Origin of the sequence: Microbispora bryophytorum (assembly GCF_006874465.1) — a bacterium.
In the GTDB taxonomy this organism is placed as follows: Bacteria; Actinomycetota; Actinomycetes; order Streptosporangiales; family Streptosporangiaceae; genus Microbispora; species Microbispora bryophytorum.
The window spans coordinates 473,714-487,970 of the sequence record NZ_VIRL01000002.1 but is presented as its reverse complement, the minus strand read 5'-3'; the positions used below and the strand labels follow the sequence as shown (position 1 = coordinate 487,970).

Below are 14,257 nucleotides of genomic sequence, written 5' to 3'. Positions count from 1 at the left end.
CGCCTTCGGCTCGGAGTGGCATGCGCCAGACGCTGTGCCTATTGATTCGCTCGCTACGCTCGCTCATGCCGAGGCTCCCCTGGCGGTCGCCGCGGTGAGCTTCTCGACGTACTTGGCGATCACGTCCACCTCGAGGTTGACCGGCTCGCCCGGCTGCTTGCGGCCGAGCGTGGTGAGTTCGAGGGTGGTGGGGATCAGGCTGACGGACAAGGAGTCGTCCGTCACGCCGGCCACGGTGAGGCTGACGCCGTCCACCGCGATCGAGCCCTTCTCCACGACGTACCGGGCGAGGTTCGCGGGCAGCGAGAACCGCACGACCTCCCAGTGCTCCCCGGGCTCGCGCGACAGCACCTGCCCGGTCCCGTCGACGTGGCCCTGCACGATGTGCCCTCCGAGCCGCTGGTCGGCCCGTACGGCGCGCTCCAGGTTGACCCGTGAGCCGGGGCGCAGGGCCCCGAGCGAGGACCGGTCGAGGGTCTCCTTCATCACGTCGGCGGTGAAGGAGTCCGCCTCGGCGCCGGCGACGGTGAGGCAGACGCCGTTGACGGCGATCGAGTCGCCGTGCCCGGCGTCGGCCGTGACGACCGCGCCGCGCACCGTGAGGCGCGCGGAGTCGCCCTGCGCCTCGAGTGCCACGACCTCGCCGAGCTCCTCGACGATTCCGGTGAACATTCAGCTCTCCTTAGGGGACTGCGGGCCGGAGGACTCCGAAGGCACAGGGGCGGGAGACCCGGGGGTGGAGGACACAGGGGGTGGCGGCACGGGGTGCGATGAAGCAGGGTGCGGCGGCACCGGGGTTGACGACACAGGGGACTTCGGACGCAGGACCAGCTTGAGGTCCGGCCCGACGGGAGTGACTTCGGCGAACTCCAGCCGGTGGATCTCGGTGATCGTCGAGACGCCCGCGGGGCCGAGCGCGGCCGCCCCCGCCCCCAGCAGCGCCGGGGCGAGGTAGCCGACGACCCGGTCGACCAGGCCCTCACGGAGGAAGGCGCCGGCGAGGGTGGGCCCGCCTTCGATCAGCACGCTCACGACCTGCCTGTCGTGCAGCTCGGCCAGGAGGGCGCGCAGGTCGATCCCGCCGGGGACGCGCGGGAGCCGTACGGCGTGGGGGGACAGGTGGGCGGGCACGGCCGCGTCCTCGGCCACGGCGACCAGCGTCGGCGCCTCGCCGTCCAGAACACGGGCGGCGGCCGGGGTGCGGGCGCCCGAATCCACGACCACACGCAGCACGGGCGCCGCGCGTGAGGGGGCGGGGACGCCGGCGGTGAGCCCGGCTGTGAGCCCGGCGGTCAGCCGGACGGTCAGCCGGGGGTCGTCGGCCAGCACGGTGCCGATTCCCGCGACGACGGCGTCGCTCTCGGCCCGCAGGCGGTGCACGTCGGCCCTGGCCTCTGGCGAGGTGATCCACTGACTCGTGCCGTCCTCGGCCGCCGAGCGGCCGTCCACGGTGGCGGCGAACTTCCAGGTCACATGCGGCCTGCGGGCCCGCACGGAGGTCAGCCAGGCGGCGTTGACCTCCTCGGCCTCGGCGGCCAGCACGCCCTCGTCCACCACGACGCCGTGCCGCCGCAGAACGGCCGCGCCGCCCGCGGCCTTCGGGTTGGGATCGGAGACGGCGACGACGACCCGGGCCACGCCCGCCTCCAGGAGGGCGCCGGAGCAGGGGCCGGTCCTGCCGGTGTGGTTGCACGGCTCCAGCGTCACGTAAGCCGTGCCGCCCCTGGCTCGCTCGCCGGCCTCGCGCAGCGCCACGACCTCGGCGTGCGGGCCGCCGGCGTAGGCGTGGAAGCCCTCCCCCGCGACCTCGCCCGACGGGTCGAGGATCACACAGCCGACGACGGGATTGGGGCTGGTGCCGCCCAGGCCCCGGGCGGCGAGCGCGATCGCGCGCCGCATGTGAAGGATGTCCCCTGAGGTCACCCCGGTCTTCCTCTCGCCGTTGTCTACGGCGGGCCCCGGGGATCGTTCGGGATGCGGCCTCGCATCACCTGCACGGACGGCCTCGCTGCCGGTGCGGCCACACGGCCGTCCGGCGGCACCACGGCCACCCGCTCGCGCGCTTCCTCCCATCCGGACTTTCACCGTCGGTCCTGGAATCTCACCAGGTCCACCGGCCGATGGCTTCGGCCGGGTCGCGGACTGTCACCCCTGAAGACAGGGGTGTCACCGCCGGTTCGGAATTACACCGACCCCGGAGCACGCTGCTCTGCTACCCGTCAGTGTAGCCGCGCCCGACTCGTGGCCGTAGGGCGGGATTGTGGTGATCTGCGGCACACAGGTTTCCCGATCCGGTTTGGTCTCAGGCGTGTGCGGGTTGTGTCACAAAGCTGTGACACAAAAGCATTTGTGTAATAAGGAGTGTTCCCTGCCGCGTATACCGAGGTCAATGCAGTCGCAGGACACAAGGTGATTTACTTTGCACAACGAAGCAAGCAAGTGGCGAACTGCCCGCCTCAAGTGATTGACCCCTGCAAAATTAGTTGCCAGGGTTCCCTATAGTCGGATCTCTTCCGATCGTTAATGGTCCATCCGGGAGCACCGCACCATGACGTTCCCCCCTTCGACCGCGACCGACGCCGCCGCGGAGTCCGCGGACACCGCGGCCACGGCCGGTTCCGGTCCCGCCGTCGTCGGCCGCTCGCCCGGCCAGCTCATGTGGCGCCGTTTCCGGCGCGACAAGACGGGCATGGCCTCGGCGATCATCGTGATCGCCTTCTTCCTGATCGCGCTGCTGGCTCCCGTGATCGCGGCGCTGTACGGCAAGGATCCGTACACGACCTACGGCCAGAACCAGCCAGGTCTGCTCAACGATTTCGGCTACCCGATCGCGCCCAACGGCGGCGTGAGCGGCGACTTCTGGTTCGGCCTTGAGCCGGGCCTGGGCCGCGACGTGTTCACGCAGCTCGTGTACGGCATCCGCACCTCGCTGAGTATCGCGATGATCGTGACCGTCGTTTCCACGATCGTCGGCATCACGATGGGCATCACCTCGGGCTACATCGGCGGCAAGACCGACTACGTGATCGGGCGGGTCATCGACACGCTGCTCGCCTTCCCCTCGCAGCTCTTCCTGATCGTCTTCCTCCCCGTGGTCGAGGCGGCGTTCGTGCTGCCCGAGGAGGAGACGCCGGTCTGGCTGCGATACGTGTCCATCTGCGTCGTCCTCACCGTCCTCGGCTGGGCCACGATCGCCCGCCTGCTGCGCTCCCAGGTGCTGTCGCTGCGGGCTCGTGAGTTCGTGGAGGCCGCCCGCGTCACCGGTGCGTCGCCGGCACGGGTGATCTTCAAGGAGCTGCTGCCCAACCTCTGGACGCCGATCATCATCCAGGCCACACTCGCGCTCCCGCTGTACGTCGGCGCGGAGGCGGGCCTGGGCTTCCTCGGCGTCGGCATGACCGAACCCACCCCCGACTGGGGCCGGATGTTCCAGGTGGGCGCGAACGTCTACCACTCCGACGTGACCTACCTCCTGTTCCCCGGCGTGTCGATGCTGATCTTCGTCGTCGCCTTCAACCTGCTCGGGGACTCCATCCGCGACGCCTTCGACCCCAAGACAAAGCGCTGACCACACGCGCTCTCCCCCATAGGAAGGACCACATGAGATCGCACAGCAGGCGGATCGCCTCGATGACGGCCGTGCTCGCGGCGGGCGCGCTGGCCCTGGCCGGCTGCGCCAAGGGCGGAGGGGGCGGAGCGCCCCAGAGCGCGGGGGGCGCCTCCCAGAAGCCGCTGGAGAACAAGGCCGTCAGCGCCATCTCGGTCGGGACCGCGGCCGACTCCACCGGCCCCGCCCCCGAGGTGGCCGGCGCCAAGCCCGGCGGCACGGCCTACATGATCGACCGTGACGACTTCAGCCACCTCGACCCGGGCCGGGTCTACCTGAACTACAACTCCTCGGTTTCGTCGCTGTTCACCCGGCAGCTCACGAACTACAAGGAGGACGACGCGGGCAACATCAAGCTCGTCGGCGACCTGGCCACCGACACCGGCACCACCACCGACGGCGGCAAGACGTGGAAGTTCACGCTCAAGGACGGCCTGAAGTGGCAGGACGGCACGCCGATCACCTCCGCTGACATCAAGTACAGCTTCGAGCGCCTGTTCGCCGACTTCATCACCGAGGGCCCGGACTACGCCGAGACCTGGCTGGTGCCGGACGCGAAGAAGCCGTTCCGCGACCAGTACAAGGGCCCCTACGACGGCAAGGAGCTCGACACGATCGAGACTCCGGACGACAAGACGGTGGTCTTCCACCTCAACGCGGAGCACCCGGACTTCAACTTCACCGTGGCCATGACCGGCTACGGCGCCGTGCCCAAGGCGCAGGACACGAAGCAGAAGTACGACAAGCAGCCGTTCTCCTCGGGTCCCTACAAGATCGTGAGCCACATCACGGACAAGTCGCTGGACCTGGAGCGCAACGAGAACTGGGACCCGAAGACCGACCCCATCCGGCACGCGTACCCGGACAAGTTCCACATGGAGTTCGGTCTCCAGTCCCAGCAGACCACCGAGCGCTTCATGGCCGACACCGGCAACGACAAGCAGGCGTTCACCTTCCACAACCCGGTCGCGCCCGAGCGCACCCAGGAGGTGCTGAACGACTCCGAGCTGATGAAGCGGTCGCTGCAGGGCCTGACGCCGTTCACGACCTTCTACAACATCAACACCAAGCGGATCACCGACGTCAACGTCCGCAAGGCCATCATCACGGCCTGGCCGTCCAAGCAGATCCAGCAGCTCCAGGGCGGCGAGATCTCCATCGGTAAGATCGCCACGACGGTGATGAGCCCGACGGTGCTCGGCTACGAGGCGTTCGACCTGTACAACAAGCTGGCCAAGCCCGAGGGCGACCCCGAGGCGGCCAAGGCGCTGCTCGCCAAGTCGGGTGACCCGAACCCGACCGTGGTCTACGCCTACAACCAGACGCCGGTCCAGGAGAAGGTCACCGTCGCCATCAAGGAGGCGCTCGGCAAGGCCGGCTTCAAGGTGGTGGGCAAGCCGCTGAACGCGGGCACCTACTATGACGCCATCGGCCCGGTGGACAACAAGTACGACATCTACTGGGGCGGCTGGGCGGCCGACTGGCCGACCGGCTCGACCGCGATCCAGCCGCAGTACGACGGCCGCCTGATCGCGGACAACGCGCCGAACTACACGCACCTCAACCTGCCCGAGATCAACGACGCCATCGACAAGGCCAACGCGATCGCCGACGCCACCGAGGCGGGCAAGGCGTGGGCCGCGATCGACCGGCAGATCATGGACCAGGCCGCGATCGTGCCCGAGTTCTACCAGACGTACTTCGGCCTGTACGGCTCCGGCCTCGGCGGGGTCAAGTTCGACCCCATCACGGGCGAGCAGTCGGCGCTCGGCATCTACGTCAAGTAGCAGCACCCCGGGTCCGCCGCCCCTCCGCGGGGCGGCGGACCCCGGGCCCGTCCCGCCCGCAGGAGCAAGTGCGAGACCATGACCAGCTATCTGGTACGCCGCGTCGCCGGCGCACTCGTGATCTTGATGATCATCAGCGCGATCACGTTCTACCTCTTCTACGCCGTGCCGCGCGACCCCGCCCGGGCGTTCTGCGGCAAGATCTGCCAGCCTGAGACGCTGACGCTGATCCGGCACAACCTGGGCATGGACGAGCCACTGTTCGTGCAGTACTGGCACTGGCTCGTCGGCATCTTCGCCGGCCGGCAGTTCGTCCAGTTCGGCGACTGCCCGGCGCCCTGCCTCGGCTACTCCTTCGCCACCCAGGAGCCCGTCTTCAGCGCCATCGTCGACCGTTTCCCGGTGACGCTGTCGCTCACCCTGGGCGCATCGGTGGTCATCCTGGCGTTCGGCATCCTCACCGGCATGATCGCGGCCTGGAAGGTCGGGCAGCCGCTCGACAAGATCGCCAGCTCGTCGTCGGTCATCGGGGCCTCGCTCCAGATCTACTTCGTCGGACCGCTGCTGGCGTTCTACCTGGTGGACACCCTGCAGCTGATCCCGCGCCCGTCCTACGTGCCGATCACCGAGAACCCGCTGGGCTGGTTCACCCATCTGATGCTGCCGTGGGTGGTGTTGTCGATCATCTTCACCGCCAACTACACCCGCATGACCCGCTCGCAGATGGTCGAGCAGCTCGCCGAGGACTACGTCCGCACGGCGCGCGCCAAGGGCATGTCGAGCCGGTCGGTGTTCTTCCGCTTCGCCTGGCGCGGCGCGATGATCCCCATCCTCACGATCTTCGGTGTCGACCTCGCCACGCTCCTGGGCGGCGCGATCATCACCGAGCAGACGTTCAGCCTCCACGGCATCGGCGAGCTGGCCGTACGCGCCGTGCAGAACACCGACCTGCCGATGCTGCTCGGCGTGACCATCGTGGGCGCGGCGGCGATCGTCCTGCTGAACATCGCCGTGGACATGCTCTACGCGTTCATCGACCCGCGGGTCCGCCTGAGCTGAGCCCCGCCCTACCAAGCCCAACGCCTAATCACGTCGAACCGGGAACTGGAGCAGCAAGTGACCACCGTGTCGTGGAGCGGCGAGCCGGGGACCTCGCGCGGCCCCGGGCCGTTCCTGTCCGTCCGCGACCTGAGCGTCGAGTTCAGCACCGAGGACGGCATCGTGCACGCCGTCGACGGCCTGTCCTTCGATCTGGAGAAGGGCACCACGCTCGGCATCGTCGGCGAGTCCGGATCGGGCAAGTCCGTGACCAACCTCGCCATCCTCGGCCTGCACGACCCCGCCCACACGAAGATCGGCGGGGAGATCTGGCTGGAGGACCAGGAGCTGATCTCGGCGAGCCGCGGTTCGATGGAGAAACTCCGCGGCAACCGCGTCGCCATGATCTTCCAGGACCCGCTCACCGCGCTGTCGCCGTTCCACACGATCGGCCGGCAGATCGGCGAGGTCTACCGCAAGCACAAGGGCGCGAGCAAGAAGGAGGCCCGCGACCGGGCCGTCGAGATGCTCCGGCGCGTGGGCATCCCCCAGCCGGAGACGCGGGTTGACCACTACCCGCACGAGTTCTCCGGCGGCATGCGGCAGCGCGCGATGATCGCGATGGCGCTGGTGTGCGACCCCGACCTGCTCATCGCCGACGAGCCGACGACCGCGCTCGACGTCACCGTGCAGGCGCAGATCCTCGACCTGCTCAAGGAGCTTCAGCAGCAGTTCGGCACCGCGATCATCCTGATCACCCACGACCTCGGCGTCGTGGCCGGCACCGCCGACAACGTCCTGGTCATGTACGCCGGGCGGGCGGCCGAGCGCGGCACCGTCCGCGAGGTGCTGCGCGAGCCGCGCCACCCCTACACCTGGGGCCTGCTGTCGTCGATGCCGCGCCTGAACTCGTCCGTGGACGTCCCGCTGATGCCGGTGCGCGGCACTCCCCCGAGCCTGCTGAACCCGCCGTCCGGCTGCCCGTTCCACCCGCGCTGCGACTACCCGAAGCTCGCCGGGCCGGAGCTGTGCTTCAACCAGCGGCCGTCGATCTCCCCGGAGACCGGGCACGGCGACGCCTGCTACCTCACCCTCGAGCAGAAGAGGGAACTCCGCACCGCGAAGACCGAGGACCACGCATGAACGAGACGCTGCTGGAGCTCAAGGGGCTGGTCAAGCACTTCCCCGTGCGGGGCGGCACACTGATCAAGCGTCAGGTCGGGGCCGTCCACGCGGTGGACGGCATCGACCTCGCCGTCGGCCCCGGCGAGACGGTCGGCCTGGTGGGCGAGTCGGGCTGCGGCAAGTCCACCACCGGGCGCCTGGCGTCCCGCCTGCTCGAACCCACCTCGGGTGAGATCCTCTACCGGGGGCGGGACATCAGCCACAGCTCGCGCAAGCAGCTCAAGCCGATCCGCCCCGAGATCCAGATGATCTTCCAGGACCCCTACAGCTCGCTCAACCCGCGCCAGACCGTGGGCACGATCATCCGCGGGCCGATGGAGGTCAACGACATCAACCCGTCCGGCGGGCGCAAGAAGCGGGCCCAGGAGCTGCTGGAGATCGTCGGCCTCAACCCCGAGCACTACAACCGCTTCCCGCACGAGTTCTCCGGCGGCCAGCGGCAGCGCATCGGGATCGCCCGGGCCCTGGCGCTCAACCCCACGCTCATCATCGCCGACGAGCCGGTGTCGGCGCTGGACGTCTCCATCCAGGCTCAGGTGGTCAACCTGCTGCAGGAACTGCAGCGTGACCTCGGCATCGCGTTCCTGTTCATCGCGCACGACCTCGCCGTCGTACGGCACTTCTCCCAGCGCGTCGCCGTCATGTACCTCGGCAAGATCGTCGAGGTCGGCGACCGTCAGTCGATCTACGAGCGGCCCCGGCATCCGTACACGCACGCCCTGCTGTCGGCCGTGCCCGAGCCGGACGTGTCGAGCGAGCCGCGCGAGCGCATCCGCCTGGCCGGCGACGTGCCCTCGCCGATCAACCCGCCGTCCGGGTGCCGCTTCCGCACGCGCTGCTGGAAGGCCCAGGACAAGTGCGCCACTGAGGTGCCGCCCCTGGTCAGGCTCAGCGGCAACCGCGAGGGCCACCTGACCGCCTGCCACTTCCCCGAGGCGCCCACCACGCAGGGCGAGGACGTGGTCCTCGACCCCGCCCTCGCCTAACCCCCCCTGTCCGCGTGATCTTGCAGTTTGTCGCAGAAAGCCCTCCGACCTCGGCCTCCTTACGCCGCGATCTTGCAGTTTGTCGCAGGCTTCTTTTCTGACCTCGGCGAACGCTCGGCGTGATCATGCAGAGTAGTCCGGCACGTCCGGCCTACCTTCGCTTTCACCGTCCGTGATCTTGCACTCAGCGGCACATTGCAAGATCACGGACGGCGCTTTCCCTGCTCGGGTGCATGAAGCAGTGGAACGCTGCAAGATCACAAAGTGTGGAGCGGCAGGTCAAGCCATGCGACTGTGACAAACTACAAGATCACCACCTGGGTGGGGTGGCTTGTTCGGCGAGGGTCCTGAGCTCCTGGACGGCGCGGGCGGGATCGTCGGCGCCGTAGACGGCGTTGCCGGCCACGAAGACGTCGGCCCCGGCCTCGGCGCAGCGCTCGATCGTGTCCGCGGAGACGCCGCCGTCGACCTGGAGCCACACCTCGCCGCCATGCTTGTCGATCAGCGCCCGGGCCCGCGCCAGCTTCGGCAGCACGATGTCGAGGAAGCGCTGCCCGCCGAAGCCCGGCTCGACGGTCATGACGAGCATCATGTCGATCTCGGGCAGCAGGTCCTCGTACCCCTCGACGGCGGTCGCCGGGTTCAGCGCCAGACCGGCCCGCGCTCCGGCGGCGCGGATCGCCCGCAGCGTGCGCACGGCGGCCTTGGCCGCCTCGGCGTGGATCGTGACACTGGCCGCACCCGCCTCCGCGTAGTCCGGCGCCCACCGGTCCGGATCCTTGATCATGAGGTGGCAGTCGACCGGCGTCGCGGTGGTCTTCAGCAGCGACTCGACGACCGGCAGGCCGAGCGTCAGGTTCGGCACGAAGTGGTAATCCATGACGTCGACGTGGAGCCAGTCGGCGACGTTCTCCACCCGTGCGGCCTCGTCGGCGAGGCGGGCGAAGTCTGCGGACAGGATGCTGGGCGAGATCTGAACGGCCATAGTGCCTGCAGTCTATTTCGCCCGGGCGTCCGTCCCGCCCCTCCCCGGCGGCCTCCAGTCCGAGGCCGCCGGCAGGGCGGCGACGCCGGCCGCCCACGCCGCCTCTGCGCCGCCTCCGCGCCGCCTTCGCGGCGGGGCTCATCGGCGCGGCGCGCTCACCGCTCAGCGCTCACCACTCAGGGGAATCCCGTCGAGGCCAGGACCCCGGACCACTCGCTCACAGGCGGCGCAGCAACGCCAGAAACATCGCGTCCGTGCCGTGCCGGTGCGGCCAGAACTGCGCGTGCGGGCCGTCTCCGAGGCCGGACACCTCGGGCAGGAACGCGCGGGCGTCCAGCACCTCGACCCGGTCGCGCACGTCCTCCACCACGGCCCGGGTCTCGGCCAGGTGCGGCGAGCAGGTCACGTACGCCACGACGCCGCCCGGCCGGACGGCCTCCAGCGCCGAGTCGAGCAGTTGCCGCTGCAGCGCGGTGAGCTCGGGGATGCTCCTGGGGTCGCGCCGCCACCGGGCCTCCGGCCGCCTGCGCAGGGCGCCGAGCCCGGTGCAGGGGGCGTCGAGCATGACCCGGTCGAACGCGCCGGGCCGCCAGGCGGGCCGCGTGCCGTCGGCCGTGATCACCTTCGCCTCGCGGGTGGTGCCCCACACCAGCCGGGCGCGGTGATACTGCACGTCGGCGCCGAGCACCCGGGCGCCCCGCTGCGCCGCCACCGCGTCGAGCAGCCCGGCCTTCCCCCCGGGGCCGGCGCACATGTCCAGCCACGTGGAGTCCCGGTCGAGCGGCACGCGGGTCAGCGCGAGCGCGACGAGCTGGCTGGCCTCGTCCTGCACCGCGGCCCGCGCCTCCCCGACCGCGGGGATGGAGCCGGGGTCGCCCTCCGGCAGGTAGGCCGCGTACGGCGAGTAGGCGGCCCGCTCGGCCCCGGCCGCGACCAGCTCCTCCACCGTGGCCCGTCCCGGCCGCGCCACCAGCGCCACGCGGGGCCGCTCGTTGTCGGCCTCCAGCAGCGCGGCCGCCTCGTCCACGTCCCCGCCCACGGCGTCGCGCAGGGCGGTGACGATCCAGCGCGGATGGCTGTAGGTGATCGCCAGGTTGCCGACCGGATCCTGCGCCCGCGGCGGGGCGACGATCTCCAGCCACTCCTCCAGCGTGCGGCCCGCGACCTTGCGCAGCACGGCGTTGGCGTAACGGGACGGGCCCGCCCCGACGCGCAGCCGTACGAGGTCGATGGTGGCGCTGACCGCCGCGTGGGGCGGGATCCGCGTGCGCAGAAGCTGGTGGACGCCGAGACGCACCGCGTCGAGCAGCGGCGGGTCGACCTCCTCCGGCGGCCGGTCGCTGCACGCGGCGATGACCTCGTCGTAGGTCCCGAGGCCGCGCAGCGTGCCGTACGCCAGCTCGGTGGCGAGGGCCGCGTCGCGTCCCGTGATGCGGCGCTGCCGCAGCAGGGCCGGCATGAGCAGGTTGGCGTAGGCGTCTCGCTCGTCGACGGCCCGCATCAGGTCATAGGCCGCGTTGCGCGCCTCGTCGCGGGGCGGGCGCCCGCGGCCCTGCCTCGGCTGGCCGGGCTTCGCCGCCGGCCCGCCGTGGCCCGTCCTGCCGCCGCGGCCCGGACGGACCTGCCCAGTGCCGCCACCGGTGCCGCCACCAGTGCCTCCGCCTGTGCTACCACCGGCGCCGCCGTCTTTGCCGCCGCTCTGGCCGCGCCGCCCGCCGCCGCCCTGACCTCTGCCCTGCTTCACGGTGTCACCCTCGACCCTGCCACCCTCGACCCTGCCACCCTCGGCCCTGCCATCTTCGGCCCTTCGGCCCTCGTCCCTGTCACCCTCGGCGCTGCCCGGGGTCGGCGCTGCCCGGGGGCCGGGATGCCGGCGGGCAGGGCCCTTCAGACCAGGGTCTCACCGTCCGCGAACCGGACGCCGCGGCCCCATTCGGCCGCGCTCATCTGCCGCTTGCCCTGCGGCTGCACCTCGCCGAGCTCCACGGGGTGGGTGCCGGTCCCCACGAGGACGGCCTTCCGCGTGGCCGCGATCTGTCCCGGGGCGAGCGGGCCCGCGTCGGGCGCGAGCAGCACCGAGCCGATCTTGATTCGCTGGCCGCGGAACTCGGCCCACGCACCAGGAGCCGGAGCGCAGGCCCGCACCAGCCGGTCCACCCGCATCGCGGGCGTGGTCCAGGCGATCCTGGCGTCCTCGACCGTGATCTTCGGGGCCAGGCTGACGCCGTCCGCCGGCTGCGGACGGGCCTCCAGCGTGCCGTCCTCGACGCCGTCGAGCGTGGCCAGCAGCAGGCCCGCGCCCGCATCCGCGAGCCGGGCCAGCAGCGCGCCGCTCGTGTCGTCCGGGCGGATCCGCTCGGTGAGCACGCCGAACACCGGTCCGGCGTCCAGCTCCTTCACGATGCGGAAGGTCGAGGCGCCGGTGACGTCGTCGCCGTGCAGCACGGCGTGCTGCACCGGCGCCGCGCCGCGCCAGGCGGGCAGCACGGAGAAGTGCAGGTTGATCCACCCCTGCGGGGGGATGTCAAGCGCCGCCTGCGGCAGCAGGGCGCCGTACGCGACCACGGGGCAGCAGTCGGGGCCGATCGCCCTCAGCCGGGCGAGGAACTCCGGGTCCGCGGCCTTCGCCGGTCTGAGCACCTCGATCCCCGACTCCTCGGCGAGCTGGGCCACCGGGCTGGGGTGCATCTTGCGTCCCCGGCCCGACTGCGCGTCCGGCCGGGTCACCACGGCCGCCACCTCGTGACGGGGCGAGTCCAGCAGGGCACGCAGCGATGGGAGCGCGGTGTCGGGCGTGCCGGCGAAGACCAGGCGCACTACAGGGCCCTTCCCTGCGTGCTGTGCGGCGAGATCTTCACCACCGGCGACGACAGGCCGCTCCACTCGGCCTCGCGGATCGCCTTCATGGCGAGCTTGCGCTGCTTGGCGTCCAGCCGGTCGATGAACAGCACGCCGTCAAGGTGGTCGGTCTCGTGCTGGAAGCAGCGCGCCATGAGGTCCGTGCCCTCGATCGTCACCGGCTCGCCGTGCATGGTGAAGCCCTTGGCCACCGTGCTGATCGCGCGGGGCGTCGGGAAGGTCAAGCCGGGGAAGGACAGGCAGCCCTCCTCGCCCTCCTCGTCCATCTCACCGCCGAGGTCGAGATCGGGATTGATGAGGTGCCCGAGCTGCTCGTCGATGTAGTAGGTGAACACACGAAGGCCGACGCCGATCTGCGGCGCCGCGAGGCCCGCGCCCGGCGCGTCCATCATCGTGTCGGTCAAGTCCTTGACGAGCTTGCGCAGTTCCTTGTCGAAGTCGACCACCGGCTCGGCCGGAGTGCGCAGCACCGGGTCGCCGAACAGGCGGATCGGCTGAATGGCCAAGGGTTGGCTCCGTTCACGTCACGTACACGAGGAGGATCGCCCCAGTCTACGGGCGTGAACGCACCTTCATCGCCGTCTTCCTGGCGGTCTTCGCGATCACCGGCTCGGGATGGTGCCTGCCGAGCATCTCCAGCACCGCGAGGGCGTCGGGGTGGTCGGCCCGGCCCATCTCGGGCACCAGCGTGAGCAGGTCCTCTCCGAGGAGGTCGAAGTGGGCCACCGAGCCGACCGGGGCGCCGATGTAGAGCAGGGCGGCGAGGGTGTCCACCGCCACCCAGGCCCCGTCACCCTCGCCGAGAGCCGGCGCCTCCAGGTCCCGCACGCCCAGCCAGGCCGCGGCGTAGCGCCACATCATCGGCTCGTCCAGGGCCTCCCGCACGGCCTGCGCGGCCTCCGGGCCCAGTTCCTCCAGCACGGTCCCGGCGGTGCCGCGCTGGGCGGCGTTACCCGACGCGGCGATCTTGATGAGCTCGCGCGCCGCGTCCTCCGGTACCCGGCGCTCCAGCCACAGCGTGGCGGCGCTGGCGGAGGCCCGGCCGGTCAGCATGGCGTCGATGAGATCGGCGGCGCCCAGCTCCGCGAGCGCGGCCACCTCGCCGAGCGACGGCGCGTCGTGGCCCTCCCTCAGCAGGTCGCGGCGCACGGCCCACACGCCCGGCTGGGTGAGCCGGACGAGCTCCCCGGTCAGCTCGATCAGCCCGCAGTACTCCAGCAGCGCCATGGCCGCCGCCAGCTCGCCCGGCAGGGTCATCCGCAGCCGCCGCAGGTCCGCCGGCCGCGCCTCGCAGCCCACCTCGTGGGCCTGGAGGATGCCACCGGCCAGGGCGGCGAGCGGCATGCCCTCGCGCACCGAGTAGATCGTCGCGAGGATCTCCGTGAGGTGCTCGTCGACGACGGCCGAGCCGGTCAGACCCTCCTCGGTCCGGTCGAGCACGTCCATGACCACGCCGTCCCAGAACTCCATGGGGTCGGGCACGCCGGGCCCGGGGCGGGCGCCCTGCCGGGTGACCTCCACGAGACGGCCGTTGACCGCGACCACCCACAGCAGGCGGAGCCTCGCCGGCTCCAGGCCCAGCTCGGCGACGGCCGCCTCGGCCTCGGCGGGGTGCGGCAGCCCCTGCTCGGTCACCTCGCACACATTCCGGGGCGAGGCGGCGCAGCGGGCCCCGACCCACTCGGCGACGCGGCGGGCGTCCCGCACGAGCGGGACCTCCCGCACCGCGTGGACGAGCTGCTCGTCCGGGGCGATGTCGACCGGCGGGAAGGTGAGCACGTCGCTGTCGGCCATTCCAGCAACTTACTGC

At 71.0% G+C, this 14,257-nt stretch carries 12 protein-coding genes and 1 riboswitch; of the genes, 5 read left to right on the top strand and 7 right to left on the bottom strand.

Annotated features, from left to right (window positions below; genetic code table 11):
* Positions 1–63: 63 nt before the first annotated feature.
* Together FLX07_RS06550 and ribD are read right to left on the bottom strand one after the other, a co-directional pair.
* The gene (locus FLX07_RS06550; RefSeq protein WP_142568543.1) at positions 64–672 is read right to left on the bottom strand and encodes a riboflavin synthase; all 609 of its coding nucleotides are present in this window, start codon (positions 670–672) and stop codon (positions 64–66) included.
* Entirely contained in the window at positions 673–1,923 is a 1,251-nt protein-coding gene (ribD, locus tag FLX07_RS06545) for a bifunctional diaminohydroxyphosphoribosylaminopyrimidine deaminase/5-amino-6-(5-phosphoribosylamino)uracil reductase RibD (RefSeq protein ID WP_229689640.1), read from the bottom strand.
* 132 nt (positions 1,924–2,055) lie between these two features.
* A riboswitch (FMN riboswitch) is annotated at positions 2,056–2,207 on the bottom strand.
* A 341-nt stretch (positions 2,208–2,548) separates the two neighbouring features.
* Here ribD and FLX07_RS06540 point away from each other — a divergent pair.
* From FLX07_RS06540 to FLX07_RS06520, 5 genes are all read left to right on the top strand, one after another.
* Complete coding sequence (locus FLX07_RS06540; protein WP_142568541.1) at positions 2,549–3,568, top strand: ABC transporter permease; 1,020 nt, start codon at positions 2,549–2,551, stop codon at positions 3,566–3,568.
* Between the two features lie 32 nt (positions 3,569–3,600).
* Positions 3,601–5,394 (top strand): ABC transporter substrate-binding protein, encoded by a 1,794-nt coding sequence (locus FLX07_RS06535; RefSeq protein WP_142568539.1) that lies wholly within the window; start codon positions 3,601–3,603, stop codon positions 5,392–5,394.
* 78 nt (positions 5,395–5,472) lie between these two features.
* Positions 5,473–6,453 (top strand): ABC transporter permease, encoded by a 981-nt coding sequence (locus FLX07_RS06530; protein WP_142568537.1) that lies wholly within the window; start codon positions 5,473–5,475, stop codon positions 6,451–6,453.
* Positions 6,454–6,510: 57 nt separating this feature from the next.
* Entirely contained in the window at positions 6,511–7,575 is a 1,065-nt protein-coding gene (locus FLX07_RS06525; RefSeq protein WP_142568535.1) for an ABC transporter ATP-binding protein, read from the top strand.
* Positions 7,572–8,603 (top strand): ABC transporter ATP-binding protein, encoded by a 1,032-nt coding sequence (locus FLX07_RS06520; protein ID WP_142568533.1) that lies wholly within the window; start codon positions 7,572–7,574, stop codon positions 8,601–8,603. The genes FLX07_RS06525 and FLX07_RS06520 overlap by 4 nt, the downstream gene beginning before the upstream one ends.
* A 310-nt stretch (positions 8,604–8,913) precedes the next feature.
* Here the strand turns inward: FLX07_RS06520 and rpe are convergent, their stop codons facing one another.
* The 5 genes from rpe to FLX07_RS06495 form a co-directional block, all read right to left on the bottom strand.
* Positions 8,914–9,588: a ribulose-phosphate 3-epimerase gene (gene rpe, locus FLX07_RS06515; protein ID WP_142568531.1), complete on the bottom strand. Its 675-nt coding sequence runs from the start codon at positions 9,586–9,588 to the stop codon at positions 8,914–8,916.
* A 217-nt stretch (positions 9,589–9,805) separates the two neighbouring features.
* Complete coding sequence (locus tag FLX07_RS06510) at positions 9,806–11,332, bottom strand: RsmB/NOP family class I SAM-dependent RNA methyltransferase (RefSeq protein ID WP_142568530.1); 1,527 nt, start codon at positions 11,330–11,332, stop codon at positions 9,806–9,808.
* Positions 11,333–11,475: 143 nt separating this feature from the next.
* Positions 11,476–12,405: a methionyl-tRNA formyltransferase gene (gene fmt / locus FLX07_RS06505; RefSeq protein ID WP_142568527.1), complete on the bottom strand. Its 930-nt coding sequence runs from the start codon at positions 12,403–12,405 to the stop codon at positions 11,476–11,478.
* Positions 12,405–12,953 (bottom strand): peptide deformylase, encoded by a 549-nt coding sequence (gene def, locus FLX07_RS06500; protein WP_142568526.1) that lies wholly within the window; start codon positions 12,951–12,953, stop codon positions 12,405–12,407. The genes fmt and def overlap by 1 nt, the downstream gene beginning before the upstream one ends.
* 46 nt (positions 12,954–12,999) lie before the next feature.
* Complete coding sequence (locus tag FLX07_RS06495) at positions 13,000–14,241, bottom strand: hypothetical protein (protein ID WP_142568524.1); 1,242 nt, start codon at positions 14,239–14,241, stop codon at positions 13,000–13,002.
* Positions 14,242–14,257: the final 16 nt, after the last annotated feature.

Excerpts from the sequence above, each read along its gene's own strand:
- FLX07_RS06540 (WP_142568541.1), top strand. The coding sequence starts at position 2,549 with ATGACGTTCCCCCCTTCGACCGCGACCGACGCCGCCGCGGAGTCCGCG.
- rpe (WP_142568531.1), bottom strand. The coding sequence starts at position 9,588 with ATGGCCGTTCAGATCTCGCCCAGCATCCTGTCCGCAGACTTCGCCCGC.
- FLX07_RS06550 (WP_142568543.1), bottom strand. The coding sequence starts at position 672 with ATGTTCACCGGAATCGTCGAGGAGCTCGGCGAGGTCGTGGCACTCGAG.
- FLX07_RS06495 (WP_142568524.1), bottom strand. The coding sequence starts at position 14,241 with ATGGCCGACAGCGACGTGCTCACCTTCCCGCCGGTCGACATCGCCCCG.
- FLX07_RS06520 (WP_142568533.1), top strand. The coding sequence starts at position 7,572 with ATGAACGAGACGCTGCTGGAGCTCAAGGGGCTGGTCAAGCACTTCCCC.
- FLX07_RS06530 (WP_142568537.1), top strand. The coding sequence starts at position 5,473 with ATGACCAGCTATCTGGTACGCCGCGTCGCCGGCGCACTCGTGATCTTG.
- FLX07_RS06535 (WP_142568539.1), top strand. The coding sequence starts at position 3,601 with ATGAGATCGCACAGCAGGCGGATCGCCTCGATGACGGCCGTGCTCGCG.